The following is a 24,314-nucleotide window of genomic DNA, read 5'->3' as shown; positions in this document are numbered from 1 at the left end:
CACCTTTATAGCGACCGAACCAGCCTGAAACCTGTTTTCGCATCGGTTGATGCAGTCCGAATAAGGTCGACCGAACAGCTCGACATTTTGTCGGCATAATGGCCACCCGCTGCTTTAGCAGCACCGTTATCTGTTACCCATTCCTGAACATTACCCAGGTAATTTACTATTCCCCAGTTATTGGCTTTACCGTTACGTACCGACACCGGCGCATGGCCTTTCAGAATGGTTTCTCCCTGCATCAACCGACAGTTAAAATTATTCGGCTGACGTTTATTGCCCGACAGAGCAGCGTATTTCCACTGTGTATATTCAGGTAAGCGATACTGTTTTCCAGTCACCTTCGTCAGCCACTGAGCATAGCCTGCGGCCTGGCTGTAACTGATTCCGGTTGCCGGACTGCGGCCATTGCCAGCACGGGTATTACAGCCCGTCTGCTGGCAATAGGCGTTGTAATCTTCATTGCTGATTTCAAATTTTGATATTGCAAAAGGTCCGCCGGCACCTCCGGGCACCACTACCATATACGGCCCTTTAGTTTGTGCTGACACCATGTCGTAACAAACAGCTTTCACATTTCTGCCCAGGCCCGCTAACCCTGAGGTACAAGCCTTGCCTGTAGCAGTTACTGCAGGCGCTGTAACGGCAGGTTTTGCAACAACAGGTTCAGGTTTTGTTTCCGGCTCAACCACTGCCGGTGCGGGTGCAGGCTCAGCTTTGGGTGCCGCCGGTTTCGGCGCGACAGCCGGTAATTCAATCCCCTGAATACCCGCATGATCAGGATAAAGCCCCCGCGCTTTTTGCAGTAACTTCAGCGCTGCCTCAGGGCGACTGCCTTTAAGCTGCTGATACCGCGCTATAACCGCATCTGTCAGCCCCTTATGCAATTTCTCCGCTCTTTCAGGAGCTAATTCCGCTTCAATTTCTGTGAGCAACTGGTGGGCTGATGTGAACGAATCCAGGGAAATACTGCGCGTCGCCTGGCCAATACGCCACAGCTTTGCATCACGCTTGTAACCCGCAATTTTCTCATCAATAACCGTTGTATCTACCGAGTACTTTCTAGCCGACTCAAGTAATTCAGCTGCTTTTGTAAGCCGTGTCTGACGCGCCAGCTGATCAGCAAGACGTAAATACGTATCTACAAATGCCGGATGCGCTTCACTCTGAATATAAGGACTGTCAGGCCCAAGTAAGCCTTTCAGTTTCTCCAGACTCTGTTCAGCGCGCGGCAAATCATTAGCCTGCAGCTGAGTTTGTAAGGTCTGTTTCAGGCCCTGTATCTCGGCCTGCTGCTTCCTGAGTTGCCGTTCTGCTTCCCAGTCAGCCTGACTGGTTCTGATTTGCTGCTCCAGCCCTGCAAGGGTTCCCAGTGCAGGATCATATTCAGCAGCTTTACCCAGCATCTCTAGCGCAGGATCAAAACGTTTGTCATCTGAATACTGCATTGCCTGCTGGGAAAGCTGCAACGCGATAGTTGTATTCAGCGCATTAAGCTGCGCTTCTGTTGCACCTTGCCCTTGCAGCTGATCAGTTAGCTGATTCAGCTCTGCCTGCCAGTTCGGATTCTGACTAACCTGTGTAAGAAGCTGTGTTATCTGCTGCTCGGTATCGTTGTAACGCTGCGCTTCAGCCTGCGTCTTCAGGTAACTATCCAGCTCAGCCATACGCTGATCCACCGATGCATTACCTGGAAAAGCCGTGTTGAACTGATTCAACAGTTCTAATGCAACCTTATGATCACTTTGCTGCGTTAAATGCTCTGCCTGATTAAGGTAACCGGAGGCAAGCCGCTGCGGTATATCCTGTAGCAAAGCGTGGTCTGGCTGTAACTGCTCGACCTTATCCAGCAACCCCTGAATGTCTTCTAATGCAACTGAGCCGACTGGTTGTTGCAGCATTGTATTCAGCGTCTGTTGATGCTGGTTCAGCTCTGCTGCCCGCTCTGCCTGAATCTGCTCTAATTGTGCTGAGTCAGTGGCTGCACGGCTGACCTCAATAATCTGCAGTTCATCATTCAGCAAGCTGCTAAATTCAGTGTCATTGTACGCTGTGCGGGCACTTTCAATTAAACCGACAGCCTGATCCCACTGCTTATCAGCTCTGGCTATACGTGCCTGTTTCAGGAAGGCCCGGCCAAGACGTTCAGCAACTATTAGCTGGGTATTTTCCGGTGCATCAAAACGCTCGATTAATGCTGCAGCCTGTGTCAGATCACCCTGTTCAATCGCTGCATAAATCGCATTTTTCTGACGTGTCTGCGTATTCGACTGATCAGCCCTGCCCTGTTCAATCTGAACAAAAAGCTGATCCAGTACAGAACCTGTCAGATAACCTCTATATTGCTCAAACTGCGCCTGAGCATCAGACCAGTTATTCTGAGCGATCAAATCGCTGATCGCCTGTTCCGCCAATGGCGATGCCGTTTGCTTAAAGGTGCTCAGGACTGCACTTTGCGGTGCAATCCTGTTCAGCTCTGTCACCACATCTTTGTAGGTATCCAGATCAGGCAACGCCCGGATGTCCGTTGCGGCTGCCAATGACGCTTCATACCCTTCGATCTGACTGGTTTGTTCAAAGCGGTACTGCTGTTGCTTCATCTGCTCATAAGCAACAGTTATCTCATCATTTCCAGCGAACATTCCTTTCGCAAGTGTGCTTACACGCTCGGCCTCACTGAAGGCATTCTTCCCAGCCAGCCAGTCAATGGCTTCCACCATACGCTCTGGCACCCGCGGGTCTTTAAGCATTGGGTTTTTGTAATCCACTTTACGAATGGAATCGAAAAGCGCTGGCAAAGCCTCAACTTTGGCAATAAACGCGTTCAGGCTGGCACTCAAATACTGGTTAAGCTCAATATTCAGCTCATTCAGGCGACCGGCTTTGCGCTTACTCACCAACTCACGCTGATCAGATAAACGACGGGAATCTTCATAGATTTGCAATGCTCTGGCGGCAACATGCTCCGCTTCTGCATATTGATCATCACTCATCTGATCATTCATACGGCCAATAAAATACTTCGTCAGTGAGCTTTTAACCCTCGCGTCATTGAAGTAAGTCAGCCGTTCATCTTCCTGCATGTTTTCAATTTCATCGAGCAACGCAAGAATATCGGCATCGTCACCATTTTTAAGGCCATCAGCCATATCACTTAGCAGCTTCGCTTCCCAGAAGTCCCGGGCAGGAAAGTAAGCAATGGCCGATAACACAGTGGCAGCAACAGGCCAGATATACCACTTGCTCATCAGCCCTGTCGGCTGAGCAGAAGGCAGAAAGCCCTGCAGAAAATCATCAACCGAATGTGTCCGCCTTGCCGGGTCAAAACTCAAACCCTGGCTGAGTGCTTTCCACTGACTACGCTTTAGCACTTTTAACGGAGCAGGCGTTAAGCCTTTATCCCGAGCCTGATCTGCCGGTACTTTTTTACCCTTTTCCAGAAACGGGTGCTTACCCGACAGCAACTCATAGGTAATACAGGCCAGCGCATAAATATCGTCTTTTGGATCAGCCTGTAGCTGTCCATCAAGCATTTCAGGCGATGCATATGTCGGCGTTAAAGCGCCCAGTTCGCCAGCGTCAAAGTTATCTGCCTGCCCCTCTTTTGCCGCACGGGCAATACCAAAATCGAATACTTTGATGGTGTTCTGATCAAGGAATATATTACTGGGCTTAAAATCCGAGTGAATAATATCGCTACGATGGGCATAGCTCAGGGCCGCTCCCATTTCAGCGACATAACGATAAACAGTTTCAACAGCCAGACCGCGGGGTTTGCCCTTAATGACTTTGTTAAGCGGCTCACCAAGCATAAGCTCCATGGTCATATAGACATGATGCTGGTCACGGTCAAAATCAAACACGTTAACAATGTTTGGGTGAGCAAGGTTCTGGGTTTTTCTTGCCTCACGCTGCAACGATCGCAGCGATTCGGGATGATCCCGGAAATTGCTGTTCAGTACTTTAATCGCGATATAGCTTTCGACGTCCTGCGCATCAATCCGGCGCTGGTCTTCTGCTTTAAAAACGTCTCCCATACCGCCACAGCCAATAAACTCGACCAGACGAAAACGTTCTTTTATAACCGAACCAACCGTCAGCGTATGATCAACCTGGCCCTCTTCATCAAATGGCTTTGCCCATTTGGATGTTGTACTCGTATTGCTGGTACCTGAAGTCCGTGAAGTAGGCGTAGTAAACCCCGAACGGTCCTGCGCAGACCCGGAACGGGGCGCGGCTTGCGCAAACTGTGTTTTATCTTCCTGACCGGCCGCCATAACAGTCTGGTCATCAGGAATGGGACCCGATGCTATCTGTGTCTGATCTTCGGTGGTAGGGCTTGATGCTATCTGTGTCTGATCATCTGGAATGGGTCGCGATGCAATCTGCGTCTGATCTTCCGCAATAAAACGGGTACTGTCCTCGCTATCGCGCTGCGAGAAACTTTCAGTATATTGAACTAATTCAGCTACCACGTCGGGAGCAAGGTGCCCCGCATCCGCCAGCCGTTGTAAACCACTGTTAATACGCGCTGCATATTCCGGATTCTCATTCAGTGCACTCTCAATAGCGGCAACAAGTGACGCCTGATCGCTCTCTCCGCGAATAAAACGCTGCAGTTCAGCTTTAAATAATTCCATTATTTACCCGTAAAGCCTCACTCAATACCAACGGTTTCTTCGACACTGATAACAACCAGCGTGATGTTATCTTTTGCAGTACGGTTCAGGCAGGTAGACATCAGACGTCCGGCTATCTGATCAAGACTTTGCCCTTCAATGCCAAGAATCTGAGTCAGCTCCAGCTCACTGATCTCCTTATCCAACCCATCACTGCAAATCAGAAACAGGTCTCCCGCCTGGAGAGGTCGCAGATCCATATCAACATACAGAGACGGTGCAGCACCTACTGCACGGGTAATTACGTTTCGTTCTGGGTGGTTCTCAACATCCGTCGGATTGATCCGGCCCTGCTCCAATAACTCCTGAACCAGAGTGTGATCAACAGTTTCCTGATTCAGGCAGCCATTGCGAAATAAATACACACGGCTATCGCCACACCAGTAAACCAGATACCGGCCTTGATCGAACATTAACCCGGCGACTGTCGTGCCAATCACCTTACCGCCGCCTCCGGCCATGTGAACCAGTTCCTGGTTGGCCTGAATCAGCGCGTCTTCTAAATGGTCAACCCGCCGTGATAACGATGCATCCAGTGGCAGCCTATCCAGCCTTTCAACCACAAGCTGACTGGCCAGATCCCCTGCATGATGCCCTCCCATGCCATCGGCAACAGCCCAATGGGCCTTAGGATCAGAGACATATAACGCATCTTCATTAATTTTTCGTACAAGCCCTGTTTCAGTTAACCCGACGGAGCGCCAACTAAGCTGTTCCGGCATTACTACTCTCCCCTGCAACACTCTCTCCGACAATAAACCGTGCAAAACCAACAGGATCGGGCAGCCCACCTGATAGCAGCAATTGCGGCTCTACGCCTTCTGTACCTTCACTCATCCATAACACCGGGTACTCGATTGAAGTCATCAAATCGAGATGCTGATACTGATAACGCATGGCATAAATATTCTGCATTACCGGAATCTCATCTTTTACAGCCAGTAACTCCGCCGGTGGCGATACAGGCCGCATTGCCAGTGCATCAACCTGTTCACAAAAGTGATCAAAATTAAAATCTATTTCCAGGGAGTCCAGCAGCAAATCCTCAATGCGCAGATAAACACTGTCCTGCGCGAGTATCTGCTCATACGTGGCAATACGTTGATGTACCGGTACAGAGATCAGACAGGGAAACTGACGACCTACTTTATCGACACTGGGAATAAACACGCCGATCCAGCCATGCTGGTCAAACACACCAGGGGCTATAAAGAAACGCCAGATAGGCGCAATGCCATAGCGCGCCTGCCACTGCTCATTCAACTCCAGCCTTGCATTGTGCATGCCCTGTTGAAACCAGAGATCAAAACCATCCACCAGCCCCCGGGGCAAATTACGACTGACAAAATCGCCCCGGCACGGCATCTTGCCGTAGAACCCTGCTCCCTGCTGCATTACAGCGACTCCGGACAATAGAAGCCGGATAACAGATCTTCGCCAAACGGATTCACAGCACTCAGCGCCCGCAGCTCAAACATTGCTTTATAACCTTGCTCATCGAATGTCACATGATGAATAGCCGGGTTATTGGTTTTGTTAACTCTGGCACTGTTCAGTACCCGGAACCATGCCCAGGGTCCGATCTCTGAACGGGACGACAACATACCCTGCGGCCCTTCCAGCGTCAGCGATACACTGTCTGTAGACTGGGTCGGCCAGTTAAGATTCATCGGTCGCCGTGGACCATGACGATAAGTAATATGCTGCTCGCCCAAGGTCATATCAAATTTCGATACGCTGGCATCCAGGCTTAACGGCCGCATCACAAAAGGTACAGAAAGTTGCCCATTGCGGAAGAACAATTCCTGGATTTTACTCGCCCGCTGCAACTGAGCCAGCGTGTTCCGGGACAGTCCAATGGATTGCCCATCAACCTTCCGCTCAACCCATTTACGGCCTTTGGTATCAACAAAGTCCTTCAGGTAACTCTGATAAAAGACATCCAGCGTACCCTGCGGGGCAAAGAAACGACTGAAGTCTTCTAAAGTAGATTCTGATGCAGCTTTAGGATTCAGCGGGAATCGGCCTGCAACAAAGGCCTTACACTCCTGATACACCTGCGTCTGCCACAGTTGATTCAGCTCATCCAGCGTGCCCTTTAACATCATTTGCCAGTTCTGAGTACCAAGATCACCGACCCAGCCCTGCATAATAGGCGGCAAGCTGTGTTGGTAGCTATTCACCTTACCGATAGGGTCCTGACCACCACGGGCCAGGCGGTTCTGGGCTGCATCTAACGCACCTGTGCTTGAAAAAGAAGAGTTCGCAACGCTATCCATGTAAAGGCCCAGGTTAGCCAGGTCATCACTCAGACGATCAAACAGCGTACTGTTACCTCGCCGTTCCAGCAGTTTATGGTATGGCGCATAATGGCGTTCAACCCGTTCACCGAGGTTGCCGCCTAATTGGTCAAGCAAACCGGCTTTTTTAGCATTACGCAGCAGTTTACTGACCCGCTGTTGCTGCACTGCTGCTTTCTGGTTAAGGCTCGCCACAGAGCGTGCAAGTTCTTCGCTGCCCTCACCCTGACCTTCTACCAGATACTGAGTCAGAGTTGTCTGCTCTTTAACCGTTTCTAACAAATACCTGACCGGGCTATCAATACCCGCAGATATACTCACCTGACGCACACTGTCCCGGGCATCCGTGGGGCGTTTAACCGCAAGGTCATCAAGCAAACCATCCCAATTCTTAATGTAATCCGCGTAGTACAGATCCAGTACTTTGCGCTGTAATGCAGCCGGATCCACATTCGCCTGCTGATAGCGCTCTCCCATTACCCAGTTGTTTTCCAGATAACGTTTAGAGATCTCAACACTGTTCGGTAAAAACAGTTCGTAGAAGCCTTTCTTGGTAAAGAAGCCAGGTATTACAAACTGTCTGAGGTCTTGTCCCATTTTGCTGCGGAATATGTCGAAGCCGTACGTGCCCAACACATCATCCATGACCAGATCATGTTGACGGTTCTGCTGTAATTCTCGTTTAACGGCTTGATAGACCTGTTTTTCCAGCGGATCCCGGGATAGATTCTTGCGCGCATCAGTGATGATTTTATCGTTCATCACAACCGGCGAGAAACCTTCCAAAAGCAAGATATCCAGATGCGATTCAAGCTGCTGTAGCTCATCATCAGTCAACTCATTATCTGCCTGCCAATCCAGCATCGCCCAGCTTTTCAGCAGTTCCGCATCATAATCACGCACACCGCCGTACATCAGATACACCCGGAGCAACTCATACAATGCACTGGTATCTCTGGGATCATTAGCAATGATCAGCTCTTCTATGCGGGCAACTAACACAGGCAAAAACTGACTTTCCAGCCATTTACGATAAGCCGCCGCAGAACCCTGCTGTACTTTATCGCCCTGATACAAACCAAAACTATGATCAACACCCGCTGAAGCATAAATAGCAGGCATCTGATTCAGGCTGTTAAGCCCCGGCAGAACTGCTCTGAAGTCGGCCTGGCCAAGCGGTCCAGCCACTTGCAGGGACTGCACCTCGGCAAGTTGAACAGAAGACTCCTCAATACGGTCTTCATTATTCAGGTACGACCAGCCCCAGGCACTGCCAGCAAGGCCAACTACAACCAATGCAGCAGTGGCACTGATACGCTGAATCCATTGGCGCTTACGCAGTAAGCCCTGATCAAGGCCAGCTACACCAGCCTCACCGATAATAACGCGGGTCAGCAGATCCCGAATAAAAAAGCTTTTGCCTTTTCCTGAACCACCCACCATGGTGGTACGGCCAAATCCAAAACTGCGTACCAGATTCCCCAGCAAACGGTCAATCGGCGAACCTACCTGCGTACCACTGGTGTAATACACTCCGCGTAGTAAAACCGGCTGACTGTAACGGCTACTGGAAAAAGTCTCGTTCAGGAACACTGAAACAATATCCCCAAGGCCGGCAAACTGGCTTGGGAAACCAAGAATCAGACCACGTTTATCCGGGTCGTGCTCATGGTGCAGACGCTCCAGCACCTGCTGTTGCAAACGCATGCTCAGCTGCTGAAAGTGCTCAGGATATTGCTCTATAGTCAGATCGCACTGCCCGTCTGCGTTAATTCCGAAAGTTTCCCCCCAGACCTGGCCACGGGCCTCTTTGTCGTAACCGCCAAAAAACTCACTGAAACCCGGTATCAGATCACACTTGGTAAAGGTGAAATAAATTGGAAAATTAATACCCAGATTTTCCTGAAGCTCTTCAATACGGCGGCGTATCGTCTTAGCACACTGACGACGCTCTTCGTCAGACTGCTGCATCAGATCAGCCATGCTCATCGCAATAATAGCGCCGTTTATCGGCTGCTGTGGGCGATTAAGCTTCAACAGCTCCATAAATTTTTGCCAGGCTGCTTTATCGACTGACTCGTAGCTGTCCTGAGTAGTGAAACGGCCTGCGGTATCAATCATTACCGCCTCATCAGCGAACCACCAGTCACAATGCCGGGTACCACCAATGCCTTGCACAGTTTCACTGCCCATTTTGTCTGCCAGCGGGAAGTGCAAGCCAGAGTTAACCAGAGCCGTTGTTTTACCAGACCCCGGTGGGCCGATAATGATGTACCAGGGCAACTCATAAAGCGCATATTTATTTTTCTTACCGTGAGAATTGAGCACCTCAAGCGCTTCATCAAAGCGCTCGCCAATTACCCCCTGCTCTTCTGCGGTTGCCTGCTCTTCCCGTAACTCAACCTGTTGATTACTGGAAAGGTTATCCATCAACTGCTGGTTCTTTTTCTTTGTCTGCCACTGTTTGCGGGCAATGTTCGCTCCCCACAGCGCAATAACAATAATGATGGCAAGTAAACGTGCGAAATCAGACGCTAGAAAGTGTGTATCGGCGATAGCAATGAGCGGCCCTACAAACCAGATCAAAAGCGCAATACAGATGAGACCCAGTACCTGCAAAAACCATTTATTCGTAACAAAACTGACAATTTTTTTCACGACAAAACCTGTATTCAATCCCTGGAAGTTCGATGTCTACTTACGTAATACGATTTCAACACGTCGATTTAACGCCCTGTTTTGCGCCGATGAGTTAGGCACCAGAGGCTCGCTGTCAGCCAGCCCCTCAGTCCGGATAACCTGCTCCCCCGGCAACCGGTTTTTCAATAGATCACCCACCGCATCGGCTCTGGCTTTAGACAATACCCAGTTGGATGGGAAGCGGGCGGAAAAAATAGGCACATTGTCAGAATGACCCTGAACCTCAATAGGAGCATTTAACTCAGGAAGGGTATCTCCGATGCGCTCAATCAACGGAATAAAGCGAGCCGCTACATCGTCCTGTCCGGATGCGAATAGCTTGGTATGACGAATGCGTACCAGTGTATGTGTCGCGTCATCAATTAATTCAACAACACCACTGTCCAGCTCAGGTTTAAGTACGGGTGTCAGAATGCCCACCAGATCTACTCGCTGAAAATCCAGCACTGGAGCCTCAACAGGCACAAAGCGGTTTAATTTATCGATATTAACCGGCGTGACCTGCAATGGGTCCGCCTGCCCGACCTGGGCCAGAGTCACCATAACCTGATCTGACTTCTGATTCAGATACCAGTTAAAACCAATGTACGAAGTGGCTAACAATACCAAAGCAACCGACCAGATCACCCATTGCGGCAGATGACGCACAAACCCCTGATGCGCAACATCCAGCCCTAACCATGCAGGAGACAATGGCTGCGCAGCTCTGTTTCTATGCCGTGTAATCAGGATATAAAGTTCATTGCGTAACTGATCCAGCTCTCTGCGGCCATTCGACAAGCGCCGATATTTACCTTCAAAGCCTAGAGACAGGCAACAATAATAAAATTCCAGCACTAAAAGACTGGTTGCCGGGCGCTGCATCAACTCCTGCAGGTAATTGAAGAAGTTTTCGCCACCCCAGGCCTCCTGATGCATGTTGATTAACATACTGTCGCCCGACCAGCGACTGGTGCTCCCCCAGGGAGTATTCAAAACAATCTCATCCACCAGTGAGCACATCGCATAACTGATCTGATAAGCAGTATTTGGATCCGCCTGAATCCCCCAGCCCTGACTGCGGTAAAAATTCAGTTGATCCAGCGCATAACGGTGAAATTCATCCAGATTGGGACACTCAGAAGCACTCTGAATCTTGCTGGCAAAAGCTAGCAAAGGAGACACTAAAGCAATAAGTGGGTTTTCATCAGCCAGAGGCATCGCCCCTGCCGGCGGGTGGCCATAATCCTGATTTGGAGCAGCATGGCCAGAATACCCGCCAGCTTGCTGATAGCCCGGCTGCTGATAACCCGGCTGCTGATAATCGGCAGGTCCATACTGTGGAGGCGCAGAGCCTTGTCCGGGAGCTGGAGGAGGCGACATCGGTTGATAGGCATTCCCTGTCTCGGGACGCTGCGGAGGAACAGAAGAACCCTGTCCCTGCCCCGCCTGCTGAGTACCCCCACGCTGCGGTCTTCTTCCCCCAGGCGTGGGACGGATTATGGTTTGGTCATCCATGATAAAACTCTCTGTTAACGCCGTTTAATCGCCCAGAACTGACACTCCAGCCCGGGAAAATCGCCCCCGATATGGAATGCAATCCCCCCTGACTGATCCAGGTTTTTCCAAATAGGGTCGCTGGTATCCAGTTGAAAATAGGTAAAGCCTGCGTGATAAGGAATCTCGCGGGGTGCAACCGGCAAATCACTGACTGGAATACCGGGCAATGCACTGCTGATAAGTTCACGTATTTGCTCAACAGGGCCAATTTTCATTTGTGCAGGCAGTTGCTTTCTTAATTTTTCCTGTGGCACCTGCGCATTCACAGCCAATACGAAATCGGCGCTCTTTAAGAGTGCACGATCATGAATTCGTGCCGCACGAATACCATACTGAGGGGGCGAGAGAGCAATCGACTCAGCAATATTCTCCAACACCGTACCGAATGAATCACGCAGGTCGCTAAACAACGGTGCGAAGGTTTCATATAAAGCTTCATGCTCATATTTAGGGTATTCAGGCGACCGTTTATCCTTCTTCATGAAGGTCGACAGTTCACCAGCCATCCCCAGCAAACGTTCATACAGCGCTAAAGGATGCAGCGTTTCAAGATCGCTCAGCAAATTAAGAACAGGATCCAGCCGGTTCAGAATCTGCAGCAGCATAAAGTCGGTTACTTCTGCGACGCCACCTTTACCGCCACCACCTGCAACCCGCCCTGCTAACTCCCGCGCACGCGTCATCACCAGGCTATGCAGTTCAGTCACAAAGTCTGATAACAACCGGGAAACACCAATATGCAGAACAGTGGGAATAAACGCCTGACGCAGGCGGATTTTTTCGCCCTTAACCTCTTCAATATGCGCAATGGCTATCCGCGTATACCCCTGAGGCACCCGGAGTGATTCATCATCATTGCGGGCAGATTCGACAAACAAACGCATTCGCAACTCACCCACCTGAATGGATGAACGCTCCCCCTGCTCGTCTGAGCTATCCAGTAGCTCAACAGTGCGTGGCAGATAGCGGATAAGGCTGTTGCGGTGATCACCTTCACCAACTTCTGCAGCGCCATGCTGGGATAAAGGAATCGCCAGATACACCACAGCATCTTCAACCGCATCAGGTACACGAATAGATAAAGGCGGCGCATCACCGGTTAGGGTACTGAAGCCTGTGCCATCCGGAAATACACCGGCGCACTGATCCAGAGTTAACTCACCTATTTCAAGATTGGCCTGATTAATACTTAACGCTGACAATCCCCATGAATAAGGCGTCAGATCGCGGCTTCGATTCGTCAGTTCTTTAGCAACATGGCGTTCGAACTGTTGAAAGTGATGAGGGCGTAAAAACATGCCCTCATGCCAGATAACTTTAGTAGTCAATTAACATCCCTCATTCATCAGCACATTTATAGCCTTCGCACCCTGACATCCTTCAAGTTTTGTCGGATTCACTGATACACCATCCTTATCAACCGCAACGCCCTGAGACGCCTGGGTATCAATCTTAGTGTTTAACGGCAACGATGGTTCTTTGATTCCGGTCGAACCGTCTGACGTAACCGCCAGCGAATTCGCACTCAGGTAGGCAACCAGGGTCGTATCATCGACGCCGGACACCGCTTGGATCTGCTTATGTACGGAATTATTGGTGTCCTGAAAAGCCGCCATAATGGCAACAAAGCGCGCGTCAGGACTGATAATTAATTGACGGTTTACTACCGTGCCTGGTGCTACCACCAGCTCTTCACGGCTGAGAAGATCGGCAGCCAGCAGCGTTTTATCCTGATCATACAGATCAAAAAAGCTGGCTTCGTTAAAATCAACTTCCTTACGAAGCTGATACACCCTGACAACAGTGGGCGATGGACGGCCGGATAAATCGAGATTCGTTAATGGGTGAGCGGATATCGCCAGTGAAAGCGTCGCCGCAGGCGGTGTATCTTCCTTCACTTCCAGTGAAAAACACCCCACCAGAGAAAACAGCAGCGCCGTACAAAAAAACAACCGGCAAAAATTCCCGATACCAAACGGCATTATCTAACTCCTTTAGCCTTCATCCATTTACAATCACACAACGTAAAAGGCCGCCTGATCCGCTTAACGCAGATAGGCAGCCCCTTAAACTTAATACGACAGGTATTAAGCTTTAGGTATACGCCAGTCATCAGAACCGGAAGTACCAGAAACCTCATGGGTCCAGGTAATCTTACGGTAAGTCAGCGAGATATCTTCCATGTGCGTGAAGTGCGCCAATCCTGGATCCTGACAATTAGGCATCTTCGCCTTAATATCAACGATCATGGCATCTTCAAGCTCATGGGTGAAGTAATGCTCCTGCTGGCCGGTCATTGAAGTGCGGTACCACTTCAGAACAACCTTAGGCAGACGCTCACCGCTGGTTAAAGCTTCATACAATTTTGGCGATGCTTTGTCATAAATTTTAGAAATCACAAAAGCATCATGAACACGTTGACCGCTTGGCTGACCACTCTGCGGATCACGTGGAATCAGAATCTGGTGCTCAAAACCCTGCACCGTAATCTCATTTTCATGATCTTCCTGAAAACGGTTACCCATGGAATCCATGCTGTTAGCGCCTTCAGTAATGTTACCCTGAGTTTCACCCTCAATGGACATATAACCTGGTGTTGGCATCTTTCTCTCCTTAGACTTATGGTTGTATAAATGTATCTTCAACCATTCAAAGTCCGTGCCAACTTTTCAAACACCGCTATTTGGCGGGCTTCACCACAGATTTACGCTCTTCACACCTTAAAAAAACAGCAAACTGCGCACAAACATACTCGAATGAGCACATTCATACCAACTGAGCCATCAGGCGTTGTTTCAGATCAAACCCCATCTGCTCCAGCCCATCAATATCAACCAACTCTTCAAAAGTAGAACCGCCAGACAACTGAGAGACCATCGACACCAATGCATCCTGCGGACAAAACGCTGGCACCACAGAGGTTAAAACGACATAAGGGAGCTCACCGGATACATTAGGCAGAGTTTCGATACTCACTTTATATCCCAATCCGGCAAACAAGCGCTGCAAATCAGGATTCTGCTCAAACAGCAACCAGATCGCCAGAGCCCGTACAATAAAGGGAGAAACCTCTTCATAGCGCATAGCCTCGCCGGCGATACGATCCGTGATCAGGCTACGCAGATCATAACTGCAATCATAGCCAAGCACCCATCTGACCGGGGTTGAAAACATCAACGGCGAAGACAGCCCGGACAGAGTCTTAGCATAACTCCAGGGCGTCAGAACAAGCTTATTATGAATTGCAGGCAGAGGTGTGGAGAGCTTGCCGGTCAAACCGAACGCATCACGCATAACCGTTTTATAGCGTTCTTCCAGCAGTGAAAAATTTTTCTCAGCGCCAATTACTTTGTCACGGGAAGCACTCTGCATATATTCCCCCAATATTTTACGGGGAGCACATAAAACAGTAAGCGTACTGACATAAGCGCGCAGATCTTCACTCAGTAAAGAGCTGATCTTTTGAGACTTATCACGTAACCCGGACAGCTCTTCAAACTGAATATCCTTAACTGGCGTCATAAACATCCTTATTCACTATCAACAGCAAAAAAACTGCGAACAAGTCTACTCACTTCTTTATAAAAAACAAACCCTTAAAAATAACACCAAATATGCGCACAAATATTCTCACTTACCTAAAAATGCACAAAAATTAACTTATATCAGCCAATAACCGCTGGCATAAAAGTTGCTCAGTCTAAATAGACATACTCAAGGACGAAGCAATGTACTACAAACAATTTAAATACCTCTCTTTCTGCACACTGTTATTACTGCACGGCTCAAATGCCGGCGCCGATACACAGCTTCCAACACTTCCCAAAGAACGGTACAACAGCCAGATTAACGCCTCAGACTTCATTATTACGCAGGAGCAAAAAGGCAAATGGGCGGTAAACTGCCGTCAGCGCATCCAACCTCAGTCCGGCGATAACCGCTGCAGCGCCACAGATGGCAGGCAAATTCTTAAATTTAAAGCCCCGAACCCTGCACCACCACCTGCACAAGCCTTTAAACAGGCCGCCGTATCAAAACACGGCTATATACTGCAGCTGGCAGCATTCCCTATTCAGCAGGACGCGCTTAAATTTCAGTCGACCCACCCGGATATTGCTTCCCGGATCATCTCAACGACTACCCAGAATATTACCCTGTTTAATGTAATTACTTCTGTCATTGATGATTTTGAATCTGCCCAGGCAATCGCTACTAAAACATCAGAAACGTTAGGCTACCTACCCTGGATACGCACTACAGATTCGCTTTGAAGAATATAAACCCGTGGCCAAAATACTTGACCATTAAAGCATAAGCTCATCAAGCGCAGTGCAGCTGAAACCACTCTGCACTTTTATCTTAATTTAGATATACCAGGTATAAACTTTCAAATAACAGATCTGATTCTCTCAGTGCATACTGTAACATTGAGCTTTTTTGACACCGCCCTCGCCCTGTACATCACTGCAACTTGATAATGGATTACAAAATGCAAGATGGAACCTTTGAACTGAGTAACGGCAGTACGTATTCAATCGCAGAATTTATAGTGCTAATTGAAGACTTCTACTGCGATCAAGTATCTACCTCAACAATACCCTCAGATTTGTTCGATGAGTTGAGTAAGGATCAACTCAAGCATTTGTACTCATGCTATCCGTTAATGCCAAGCCAATGGCTTAATACACTGATAGATGCCGATATTTTTGATCATACTTTTTTAGATGATATTAATGAAACCGGCTTTACCGAACTAGTCGTCAAAACTGAGCAAGGGGATATCGAAGCTACATCCGAACTAGGTTGGTGCTATAACAACGGAAAAAGCGCTAAACAGGACTTTAACGAAGCGAAACGCTTATTCTTGATTGCAGCTAAGGAAGCATATCCAGATGCATGCTTTGGAATGGGCTGGCTATCAAACCATGGTTTAAAAAAAACTATACACTTAAAGACACAATCCATTGGTACGAAAAAGCAAATGATCATATCTGGGCACTGAATAACCTTGGGTCAATTTACTTTTATGAACTTGACAATACCCCGGGCAATATTGAACTTGGACTTAGCTATTTTCACCGTGCTGCCGAGTTAGGCAACACTCTCTCCCATAAAAATTTAGCTGACATTTACTACTATTCGAAACACGGAATTATAAAAGACCATAAAAAAGCTCTTTATCATGCTAAGGCCGCATCGGAGGGAGGGAATGACTACGCTTCATTATTATCAGGCATCATCTTACGCGACGAAGAAAAAGATCATCACCAGGCTATTTCCTATTTTGAACGCGCCTACTCGCAAGACTACGACTACGGAAGAGTCATGTATCAGTTGGGATATACCTATGAATCTATAGACCCAGATGAGGCTTTTGCACATTACCATGATGCTGCGGACGCTGGTTATGCTCCGGGTATACGCTCAGTAGGTTTTTGTTACGAGCACGCATTAGGTACGGATGCATCAATTCAACAAGCCGAGGCTCTGTATCTGGAAGCAATAGATGCTGGGGATACTTACGCGCGGTATTTACTCGGTAGTTTGTATTATCGAAAAAAGAAAGAAAACAACGATAAAGCCCTTGAATATTTACTCACCGCCATCCAGGACGGTCACCCGGCTGCACATGCAGACGCAGGCTCTATCTATTGGGACAAAGGAGATCAGGACACAGCGTTCAAACACTGGCTAAAGTCAGCCCAACAAGGAAATCACTTTGCCATAAAGAACATATCTATTTTATACAGAGACGGCCTGGGTACAGAAGCGGATGATGAAAAATATCAATTCTGGCTGAACGAGGGCTGTAAAGCAGGCATCGACACCATACTCTACGATACCGCATTACTAGAACGTGATGACAATGGATACACCCTGAAGAGCGCAAGCCTCTTACAGCGCGCTGTAGAAGAAACAGACTATAAACCAGCACTGTTAGAATGGGGTAAGTCATTCCTCTATTCAAAAGCGCAAAAAAACTACAGTCGCGCCCTCGAGTGCTTTGAACAATATGCAGCTGAATACCCTAACAAGGGAGAAGCCTATTTTCGAATTGCCCAGATTCACGACATGCTGGAGCACGCCCTTCAAGGCCCGGAATCCACCTGGCAAAATTACCAAAGGGCCTATCAAAACAACTACCCTGCAGCAGGATATAACCTGGCACAGATGCTCGAAGAGGGCATTGGCGTTATCAAGAACCTGAAAGCGTCAGAAGCCTATTATCTGGAACTGATTGACCTGAAGTTCAAACCCGCCTTCTCAGCACTGTGTCACTTCTATTTCCAACAAAACAGACCAGAAGATACCTGGGCAATTATTCAGCAAGGCATCGAACTACAAATAGACACTATAGATTTCTATCATGCGAAATATCTATTACTGAAAACCCCATCAGATCCCCATGGGGCCATCTCTATTTTAAAAGAGTATGTAAAACAGAACGGTGCCGGCTATGCCCTTCTTTACTCTGCTTACCAAGAATCAGACCAGCAATCAGAAGCGAATAAAACTCTTAAGATAGGCACCGAGGAAGGCTGTGCAACTTGTTCTGCTCTATATAGCAACACGCTCCTTCTTGCTCCTCAGGCAGATCCTTTACAAGCGTTTATATATGCGAAGTACGCATCTGATAACGATATAGGCTTAGGTGATCTTGTCCTTGGGATTTTTTATCAGAAACATTCGCGTAAAGGGAATCACATGTCGCTGGCAAGACAATACTTCATCGCAGCTATCGACAAAGGTGAAGAACTAGCATACAGCCACCTAGCTATTATGGACCTGCTTCTGGGTAACCAGAGTGCCAGCAGTGCCTACGAACTAATACAGCAAGGAATTAAGAAAAATTGCCCTCAAGCCCACTACCTGATGGGCTTAACACATATGAAAGGAACTTGGGGATACATCAGCAAAGATGAAGGGATTAAGTATTTCTCTATGGCTGCCGAACTAGGTAGCCCCACAGCACAGAGATACTTAAATACTGATCAGAACGATACATCTACTGATTTGGAAATCTCGAATGTTATCCCCTTTCCATCGCTTAGGATAAAAGATGTGGAGGAGATAGATTAGCCTCCGACATAGCCTCACAACCTAACACGCTAAGCAACCATAGGGGCGCAAGCTGAAAATAGCTTGAGCCCCATACTCGATACTTAACAGTTAGTAACGGGGACTTCCCATACCATCATATTGATTTGCTTGGCTCCACCCTTTCCCAAACCAAACAGCTTAAAAAAGAAATTTACAATCTACATTTAAGTTTGGATCTACAATCTCACACTGAGTCACAATTTTGTAATTTTCAGATTTTTGGGCTCTATTGTCGTAAGTTCTAAAATACGTACGATAATCTTCACCAAATACCCCCTGCCCAGAACCTGTAAATGAAACATCATCTCTAATCAACGCTGGGGATAGCCATTGAATTTTCTCATTTAAGGTGTCGGCTTCTTCGAAACCAAATGCGCCATTAATCTGGTTGATTGACCCGCTAGCGACAACCTTTTCTATGTTTTTAACCTTGCTCTCAATGCCGTCGAAAACAACAGCGTTTTTATACTTTAAACCAAATACTTTAGGTGTTTGCTCATGCTGTTTCAGCCAGAAAAGAACCGTTGACTCGCTGCTGTCTGTTTCACCAATCCGCCCAATCAATGCGGTGGTCATATAGACATCAAATTCACCATCCTTAAAACGCTTGACCTCAACAATTTTTAACGTAATAGGCGCATCTGCTTCTTGTCTATTTATAGATCTAATCGGCATAGGCCGAGGAATGTCCGGAAAATACAACTTGCTCCCTTTCCTAATACCTGGAGCCACTACATCATCGATACCAGAAGGATCGTTAAAATAAGCCTGATGGAAAGCTTCGATTACCTTAATAGCACTTTTTTCTTCAATATCACTTGCATGTACCTGACTACACAAGATCAGAATCACACTAAAAACATGTAACAACTTCATTAAAATTTCCCTTTTTCAAAAGCTCATTAATATCAACTGGCATTACTCTTATTTTTAATTTCGTCAGCTTTCATCAGGACTTTCTGAGCCAACTCATTGCCCTCTACTGACCTATCATAAACAAAAGCCTCAGCTGTTTTACGAAGTCCTATATCAGCTTCAAACTCACCTTGGAAATCAATTGAGGGAGCCGGCCTGCTTATACCCGGCCTGTATAGATAATTCATCATTGGATTACGGCGACACATACTGTACCGCCTTCACTGACTTGCGACGGCCCTCACACGAGCGTAAGGACGAAAAGATATTCAAAGCGCAGAACCTTCTGCTGTTTTAAAGGTCAGACATCCGGTTGAGAGAAATACATAAACTCCATTTCATCAAAGTTAACAACATGTTCTATGCTATTAAAAAACTCTTCTGATCTTTTATCTAAATAAGATATTTTTTTTTCAGGAACATCAAACATTTCCGCATGAAATTTTTTATCGTACTCTTCTTCAGTACCTAGCAATTGAGCTCCACTAATAATATAAGCCTCTTCTTTAGATATTAAATTATTTTCAATAAACAGGCTAAAACCACTAACTTGATAACCTTTTTTAAAGCTATTTAGCAAAATATTCCTACGTTCTAAATCTGTCATACCTTCATAAGGTTCATAGACAAAATGCATCGCAATTTCTGGATCTTTATCAATATTATCAAGTAGAACTTGGTACATTTCATCACCCCAACGCTCTCGATAGCTTTTCTTTGCACGATAAGCAATACCAGTGCTACGCGCTAGAGGACGATAATAACCTTTTTTCGCAGCTTTAATGATAGCTCTTTCATTATCATCACTCAGCCATGCGTCATACCCAATTTGTAAAAAAGAACGATCATAATATCTGAGGTAATATTCAGCTCTGACATCGCCTTGCTCTGCCAGCTCTCCCCAACGTTGAATAGCCTTATCCAAATTATCTTCAGCACATTCCCACCCATTGACGTCACACACATAATCCGTACCATCCTCGCCAGATAATTTAAACATGCTATATGGGTTTCCGCCCTCTATAGACTTTTCATACCAACGATAAGCAGCAAACCGGTCACGCCCCCAGTTAGACTGTTTCATATAGCCATACCAGAATAACGCTTGGGCATCGCCTTGTTTCGCATAAGGTTCTAACTTAACCATTGCTTCGTCATATCTTTTATAACGAATATCAATCATTATCGGATAAAGATAATGATCTTTCTCTACATAACCTGCTGCATTATTTAATGAACTTATTAGCAAAACACTGGCTAAAAACAGCGTACGTAAAAATAACATTATGCTTGCCCTTCTATATCCATAACAGAAATTAACTGATAATTTGAATTAATTCCGACAGCTTGCTGCCGAGCTTTTTGTTCGGCACCATCATTTTGACAATCTCCAATATATATAGCCGCATAATCATCACTGATATAACCTTTATCCATATAAAATATGTAATCATCGGAGAGTGCTAACAGTAATTGTCTAAAACGATAAATCATGTTTGATATAGCAGATGGACTTTTACCTTTTCCATTCTCAGACCGTGCTGATGATTCATATAAATAAATGATACGGCGTATACTAACCAATAACATTTGCCATTCTTCTTTGTAAACGTCGGGCTTTTGTCCCTTGCTGCTCATACGCGATAGTGTTTCTTCAAAATGCCTACGTTGTATTTCTGAAGGAGAAAAAAAAGTAATTTGATCATTTAACACGTTACCATCAACCAACCAAAGTAATACTTGCTGCATAGCATCTCTCTGTTTGGAATCATTAGCCGTATCTCTATCTTCTCTCGATGAACCTCCAGAAAATATATCTTGCCCTTTTTCCGTCCAACTATACGTCTGCTTATCCGTCAGCGTATATAAGAGCCTACCCAACGTCTCCGGTGGCATTTTCTTTACCCACGGCAGGGCTGTTTCTGCGTCTTTATTGATAAAATCAGCCAGTACCGGGGCGAGCTTTTCACGGGTGCTTTCGTCGTTAAAGGCTTTGATCTGTTCGAACGGCAACAACAGTACATCCGCGGCTTTCAGACCTGTGACCATCACGGCGGTGAGGAACATATTGAATAGTTCAAAGGAGTTTTCACCGCTTTCAGGGTCGATGCTTTCATCGAACAGGTTAAGGCGGCGAAAGCCTTCTTTGTCCATAATCGTGAGAATATGATCGATAAAGCTGTTGATCACCAGTGGTGATATTTCGAACCCCCACTTACCGCTGACTCCGGGGCCTAACGCCAGTCGGGCTGCCATGATAAAAATGATCTTACCGCCGCTGACGGTAAGTTTAATAACACCACTGGCCGCAGCTGCATAAGCAACGGCTGCTTTTGCCGTAAACTGACCGAATGAAACAAAACCGTTTTTATCCCCGCCTTTTTCTGCCACCTGCCCGGCAACCCTTTCCGGTGCTTTCCACTTAAGGCTGCCTACGAACTCGCCTCCGGCCTCAACGCCCGCAAAGACACCAGCAGTGGCGGTTATGTCTGCCGCTTTGCTCTGTGCTATCAAATCGCCATCAGCGTTGCTGATCTGCGCTGCTTCGTGCTGATAGGCATTGTACCCCTGATAGCTTTCTGTAAAACCTTTAACGCCAACACCGCCTTCATCCAGGTTGCCAAACTCAACACTGGCGCCAAGATTCACCGAGGCACCGACCATGCCGTAGAGGGTAAACGCCCCCTGCAATTTAAGCTTTCCGGCATCAAAAAACCGGGAATGCTTTTTACGCGCGGCTTTATACAAGACTTCCTGCTTAATTTTTAAAGGTTCCGACGGCACGTAAGCAATATAAGGAATGGTAAATACGTAACCTGCCTCACTGGGATATTCCACCGTCAGGGTTGATTGTCCCTGCGCCAGGTTCAGGGTGGCCTTGGCATCTACTAAGCCAAACTTAACATTTTGATTTTGGATAGCATCTGTCAGTTTTGAAACATCCAGATCATCCCCAACACTGACGGCACTGGAAAACCGCAAAAACTGACATTCTGCACTGATATGATAGGCCGTTTCATTGATCTTAGGCCCTTCAGATTCCCACCTGTATATCTCTTTTTTCAGGAAAGCTTTATCAAATGATACAAGCGTGTTCTTAAAGTTAGCTTTAACTGGAAATTTTTTAGCCAGCTTAGCGAAATAGGCTTGAGTCCGTTTTTCTAACACCCCCTCAGGAGAGGAACCTTCTTGAGACTCAGGTTCTGGCTCAGGAATAGGCTCACCGCCCGGAATCAGATTTTTCTTCGCTGCTGGCTGCATGGGTTCAGCGGATTTAAAACCGGGCTTAAGGTCGAATAAATGATCCCCGCACTCAACTCTGCTAGCCGTATCGTCCGGTACCAGCCAGCTCGGCCCCCGCACAAACGCGGTTTTGCCACCTTCACTGCTCAAATAGCATTCCACCACGGTCAGATCGGCTTTACCCGCTTTGGTGTAGAGGCTTCCGGTCTTTTTGGCCGGCTTCCAGGCTTTTTCTTTAAAGACCGGTGTGTACACTTTATCTGCTGAGGTAAATAAACGCTGATAGGTTTTGGCTGCCGCATGGGCTTTGGCGGTCTTCTCGAAATGCTCTACCCGTGCCAGCAGTGCTTTTTTACACTGCACCAGATCACCCAATACCTCTTTGGGCAGTTTGCCAACGCCGAGAATATCTTTCAGTTCGGCCAGTTTGGTCTTGAGTGATGCTTCCAGCTTGTGCAATACAGCAATGCAGGGGTAGTAACTCCAGCTCAGGGCCTCGCCGGGAACGGTTGTCATATCCTTCAGGCCCGGTATGCGGGCAAACACTTCAGCGATCAGTTTTTTCTCAGCGGCCTCATCCAGTTTTTCATAATACTTAAAGCTCTCAGGCTGGACTTTGATCAACTCATCATCGGTAAGACACTGCTCAATTAGCACCATCAGGTTTGTATTGAGTGTAAAAATCGGCACAAAGCGGCCAGCAAAACGGGCTTTAAATTCATAGGGGGTCAACTGAGCAGCAACTTTACTGTCCTGTTGCCACAGTTCAAGCCTTCGCTGAATGGATTCGGGCTTGTCTTCACAGATATCTTCAAGCTCCAGGCTATACATCCCACGGGCTTTATGAACGTTATTCAACGCAGCGTGAACGGTATTTTGCTGTTTACTGGTAAAATAGCCCATCGAATCAGAGTAGGTGAATGGCGTGCCGTCATCAGTCAGTTTTTTTGCAGCTTCTTTACGGGCTTTCTTTTCCAGCGTTTCAATTTCATCTGCCAACTGCTCCATGACATCGGCGATGGCGTCTGTACGTACTTCCCGATAATTGATTATGTAATCTTCACTGGAAGGGCCTTCGCTGAAGATACCCAGTACCGACCGTTTAAGAGCCGTTTTAAAGCCAACATTCAGAAGGTTCTGACACTCTTCCCAAAACAACTGATCTGCATAAGCATCGGAATAGCGACTCAAAAACTCCTGACTTACCTCGCGATCCTGCATCGCTTGTTCAAGCAACACCTCAGGCACACGGAGCACTTCCAGCTTTAATGCCAGCTGTAAAAGCAGCAGGGCCCGGTAACGCTTTTTATCGTCCGAATCTACCAAAAAGCGCTCATGATCGCAGCTCTGAAATTTAGATAAAATGCCGTACTTACTAAGCTCCAGCATTGCATCATTAACATCACCCGCCGCCAGCGATCTCATGACGGAACGCATATGAGCGATCTCTTCTTCAAGTTTATCTTTCGCTTGCTGCGTCAGGGCAAACCACCCCTGCTTGCCGGTTTTAGGCATCGACGGGTAAAAAACCACGTCCACATATTCTTTCGGCTCACACACACTGCCCGGGGCTTTTGGCAGTTCAGGTAGCTGAATACGTTCAGCTGAAACCTCTGTCGGTTTTATATCATCAGGATAAGCAGGCTCACTCTTGGCTTGGTTATCTTGTGATTTATCATCGTTTGCAGGAATATTCAGCAGATTGCCTGCATAAATAAGATCGACATTCTTGATCTGATCACTGTTCATTGCCTGTAGCTCAGCGATTGAGATACCCAACCGCTTAGCAATCAATTTCAGGCAATCGCCCTCAATGATCTCGTATTTATTTCCCATG

16 protein-coding genes are annotated in these 24,314 nt (G+C 47.3%); 3 read left to right on the top strand and 13 right to left on the bottom strand.

What is annotated here, in order from left to right; genetic code table 11:
• Positions 1-5: 5 nt before the first annotated feature.
• From OCU49_RS11160 to OCU49_RS11120, 9 genes are all read right to left on the bottom strand, one after another.
• Positions 6-4,640, bottom strand: coding sequence for a protein kinase domain-containing protein (locus OCU49_RS11160; protein ID WP_261845063.1), 4,635 nt, complete (start codon positions 4,638-4,640; stop codon positions 6-8).
• A 17-nt stretch (positions 4,641-4,657) separates the two neighbouring features.
• The gene (locus tag OCU49_RS11155) at positions 4,658-5,401 is read right to left on the bottom strand and encodes a PP2C family protein-serine/threonine phosphatase (RefSeq protein WP_261845062.1); all 744 of its coding nucleotides are present in this window, start codon (positions 5,399-5,401) and stop codon (positions 4,658-4,660) included.
• Positions 5,385-6,074 (bottom strand): type VI secretion system-associated protein TagF, encoded by a 690-nt coding sequence (gene tagF / locus OCU49_RS11150; protein ID WP_261845061.1) that lies wholly within the window; start codon positions 6,072-6,074, stop codon positions 5,385-5,387. Before tagF ends, OCU49_RS11155 begins: the two co-directional genes overlap by 17 nt.
• On the bottom strand, positions 6,074-9,637 hold the full coding sequence (tssM, locus tag OCU49_RS11145) for a type VI secretion system membrane subunit TssM (RefSeq protein ID WP_261845060.1): 3,564 nt from the start codon (positions 9,635-9,637) through the stop codon (positions 6,074-6,076). Before tssM ends, tagF begins: the two co-directional genes overlap by 1 nt.
• A 36-nt stretch (positions 9,638-9,673) precedes the next feature.
• Entirely contained in the window at positions 9,674-11,041 is a 1,368-nt protein-coding gene (icmH, locus tag OCU49_RS11140; protein WP_261845059.1) for a type IVB secretion system protein IcmH/DotU, read from the bottom strand.
• Positions 11,042-11,190: 149 nt separating this feature from the next.
• Positions 11,191-12,546 (bottom strand): type VI secretion system baseplate subunit TssK, encoded by a 1,356-nt coding sequence (gene tssK, locus OCU49_RS11135; protein WP_261845058.1) that lies wholly within the window; start codon positions 12,544-12,546, stop codon positions 11,191-11,193.
• Complete coding sequence (gene tssJ, locus OCU49_RS11130) at positions 12,547-13,200, bottom strand: type VI secretion system lipoprotein TssJ (RefSeq protein WP_261845057.1); 654 nt, start codon at positions 13,198-13,200, stop codon at positions 12,547-12,549.
• 105 nt (positions 13,201-13,305) lie between these two features.
• Positions 13,306-13,821, bottom strand: a complete 516-nt coding sequence (locus OCU49_RS11125) for an Hcp family type VI secretion system effector (RefSeq protein ID WP_261845056.1) — start codon at positions 13,819-13,821, stop codon at positions 13,306-13,308.
• A 163-nt stretch (positions 13,822-13,984) separates the two neighbouring features.
• Positions 13,985-14,740, bottom strand: coding sequence for a hypothetical protein (locus OCU49_RS11120; RefSeq protein ID WP_261845055.1), 756 nt, complete (start codon positions 14,738-14,740; stop codon positions 13,985-13,987).
• A 206-nt stretch (positions 14,741-14,946) separates the two neighbouring features.
• Here OCU49_RS11120 and OCU49_RS11115 point away from each other — a divergent pair, with 206 nt between their 5' ends.
• From OCU49_RS11115 to OCU49_RS11105, 3 genes are all read left to right on the top strand, one after another.
• Complete coding sequence (locus OCU49_RS11115; RefSeq protein WP_261845054.1) at positions 14,947-15,489, top strand: hypothetical protein; 543 nt, start codon at positions 14,947-14,949, stop codon at positions 15,487-15,489.
• A gap of 218 nt (positions 15,490-15,707) precedes the next feature.
• Positions 15,708-16,220 carry an SEL1-like repeat protein gene (locus OCU49_RS11110; protein WP_261845053.1) on the top strand — a complete coding sequence of 171 codons (513 nt, stop codon included), beginning with the start codon at positions 15,708-15,710 and terminating at the stop codon, positions 16,218-16,220.
• Positions 16,115-18,298 (top strand): SEL1-like repeat protein, encoded by a 2,184-nt coding sequence (locus OCU49_RS11105; RefSeq protein WP_261845052.1) that lies wholly within the window; start codon positions 16,115-16,117, stop codon positions 18,296-18,298. The genes OCU49_RS11110 and OCU49_RS11105 overlap by 106 nt, the downstream gene beginning before the upstream one ends.
• 159 nt (positions 18,299-18,457) lie before the next feature.
• Here OCU49_RS11105 and OCU49_RS11100 read toward each other — a convergent pair whose 3' ends face one another.
• The 4 genes from OCU49_RS11100 to OCU49_RS11085 all read right to left on the bottom strand — a co-directional run bounded on the left by OCU49_RS11100 (position 18,458) and on the right by OCU49_RS11085 (position 24,313).
• Positions 18,458-19,195 (bottom strand): hypothetical protein, encoded by a 738-nt coding sequence (locus tag OCU49_RS11100; RefSeq protein ID WP_261845051.1) that lies wholly within the window; start codon positions 19,193-19,195, stop codon positions 18,458-18,460.
• A 32-nt stretch (positions 19,196-19,227) separates the two neighbouring features.
• On the bottom strand, positions 19,228-19,443 hold the full coding sequence (locus OCU49_RS11095) for a hypothetical protein (protein WP_261845050.1): 216 nt from the start codon (positions 19,441-19,443) through the stop codon (positions 19,228-19,230).
• A gap of 92 nt (positions 19,444-19,535) precedes the next feature.
• The gene (locus tag OCU49_RS11090) at positions 19,536-20,519 is read right to left on the bottom strand and encodes an SEL1-like repeat protein (RefSeq protein ID WP_261845049.1); all 984 of its coding nucleotides are present in this window, start codon (positions 20,517-20,519) and stop codon (positions 19,536-19,538) included.
• Positions 20,519-24,313, bottom strand: a complete 3,795-nt coding sequence (locus tag OCU49_RS11085) for a LysM peptidoglycan-binding domain-containing protein (RefSeq protein WP_261845048.1) — start codon at positions 24,311-24,313, stop codon at positions 20,519-20,521. The genes OCU49_RS11090 and OCU49_RS11085 overlap by 1 nt, the downstream gene beginning before the upstream one ends.
• Position 24,314 lies beyond the last annotated feature (1 nt).

Source organism: Aliamphritea ceti, from assembly GCF_024347215.1.
Taxonomy (GTDB): Bacteria; Pseudomonadota; Gammaproteobacteria; order Pseudomonadales; family Balneatricaceae; genus Amphritea; species Amphritea ceti.
The sequence above is the reverse complement of the archived record's forward strand: the minus strand, read 5'-3'. Positions and strand labels throughout refer to the sequence as shown.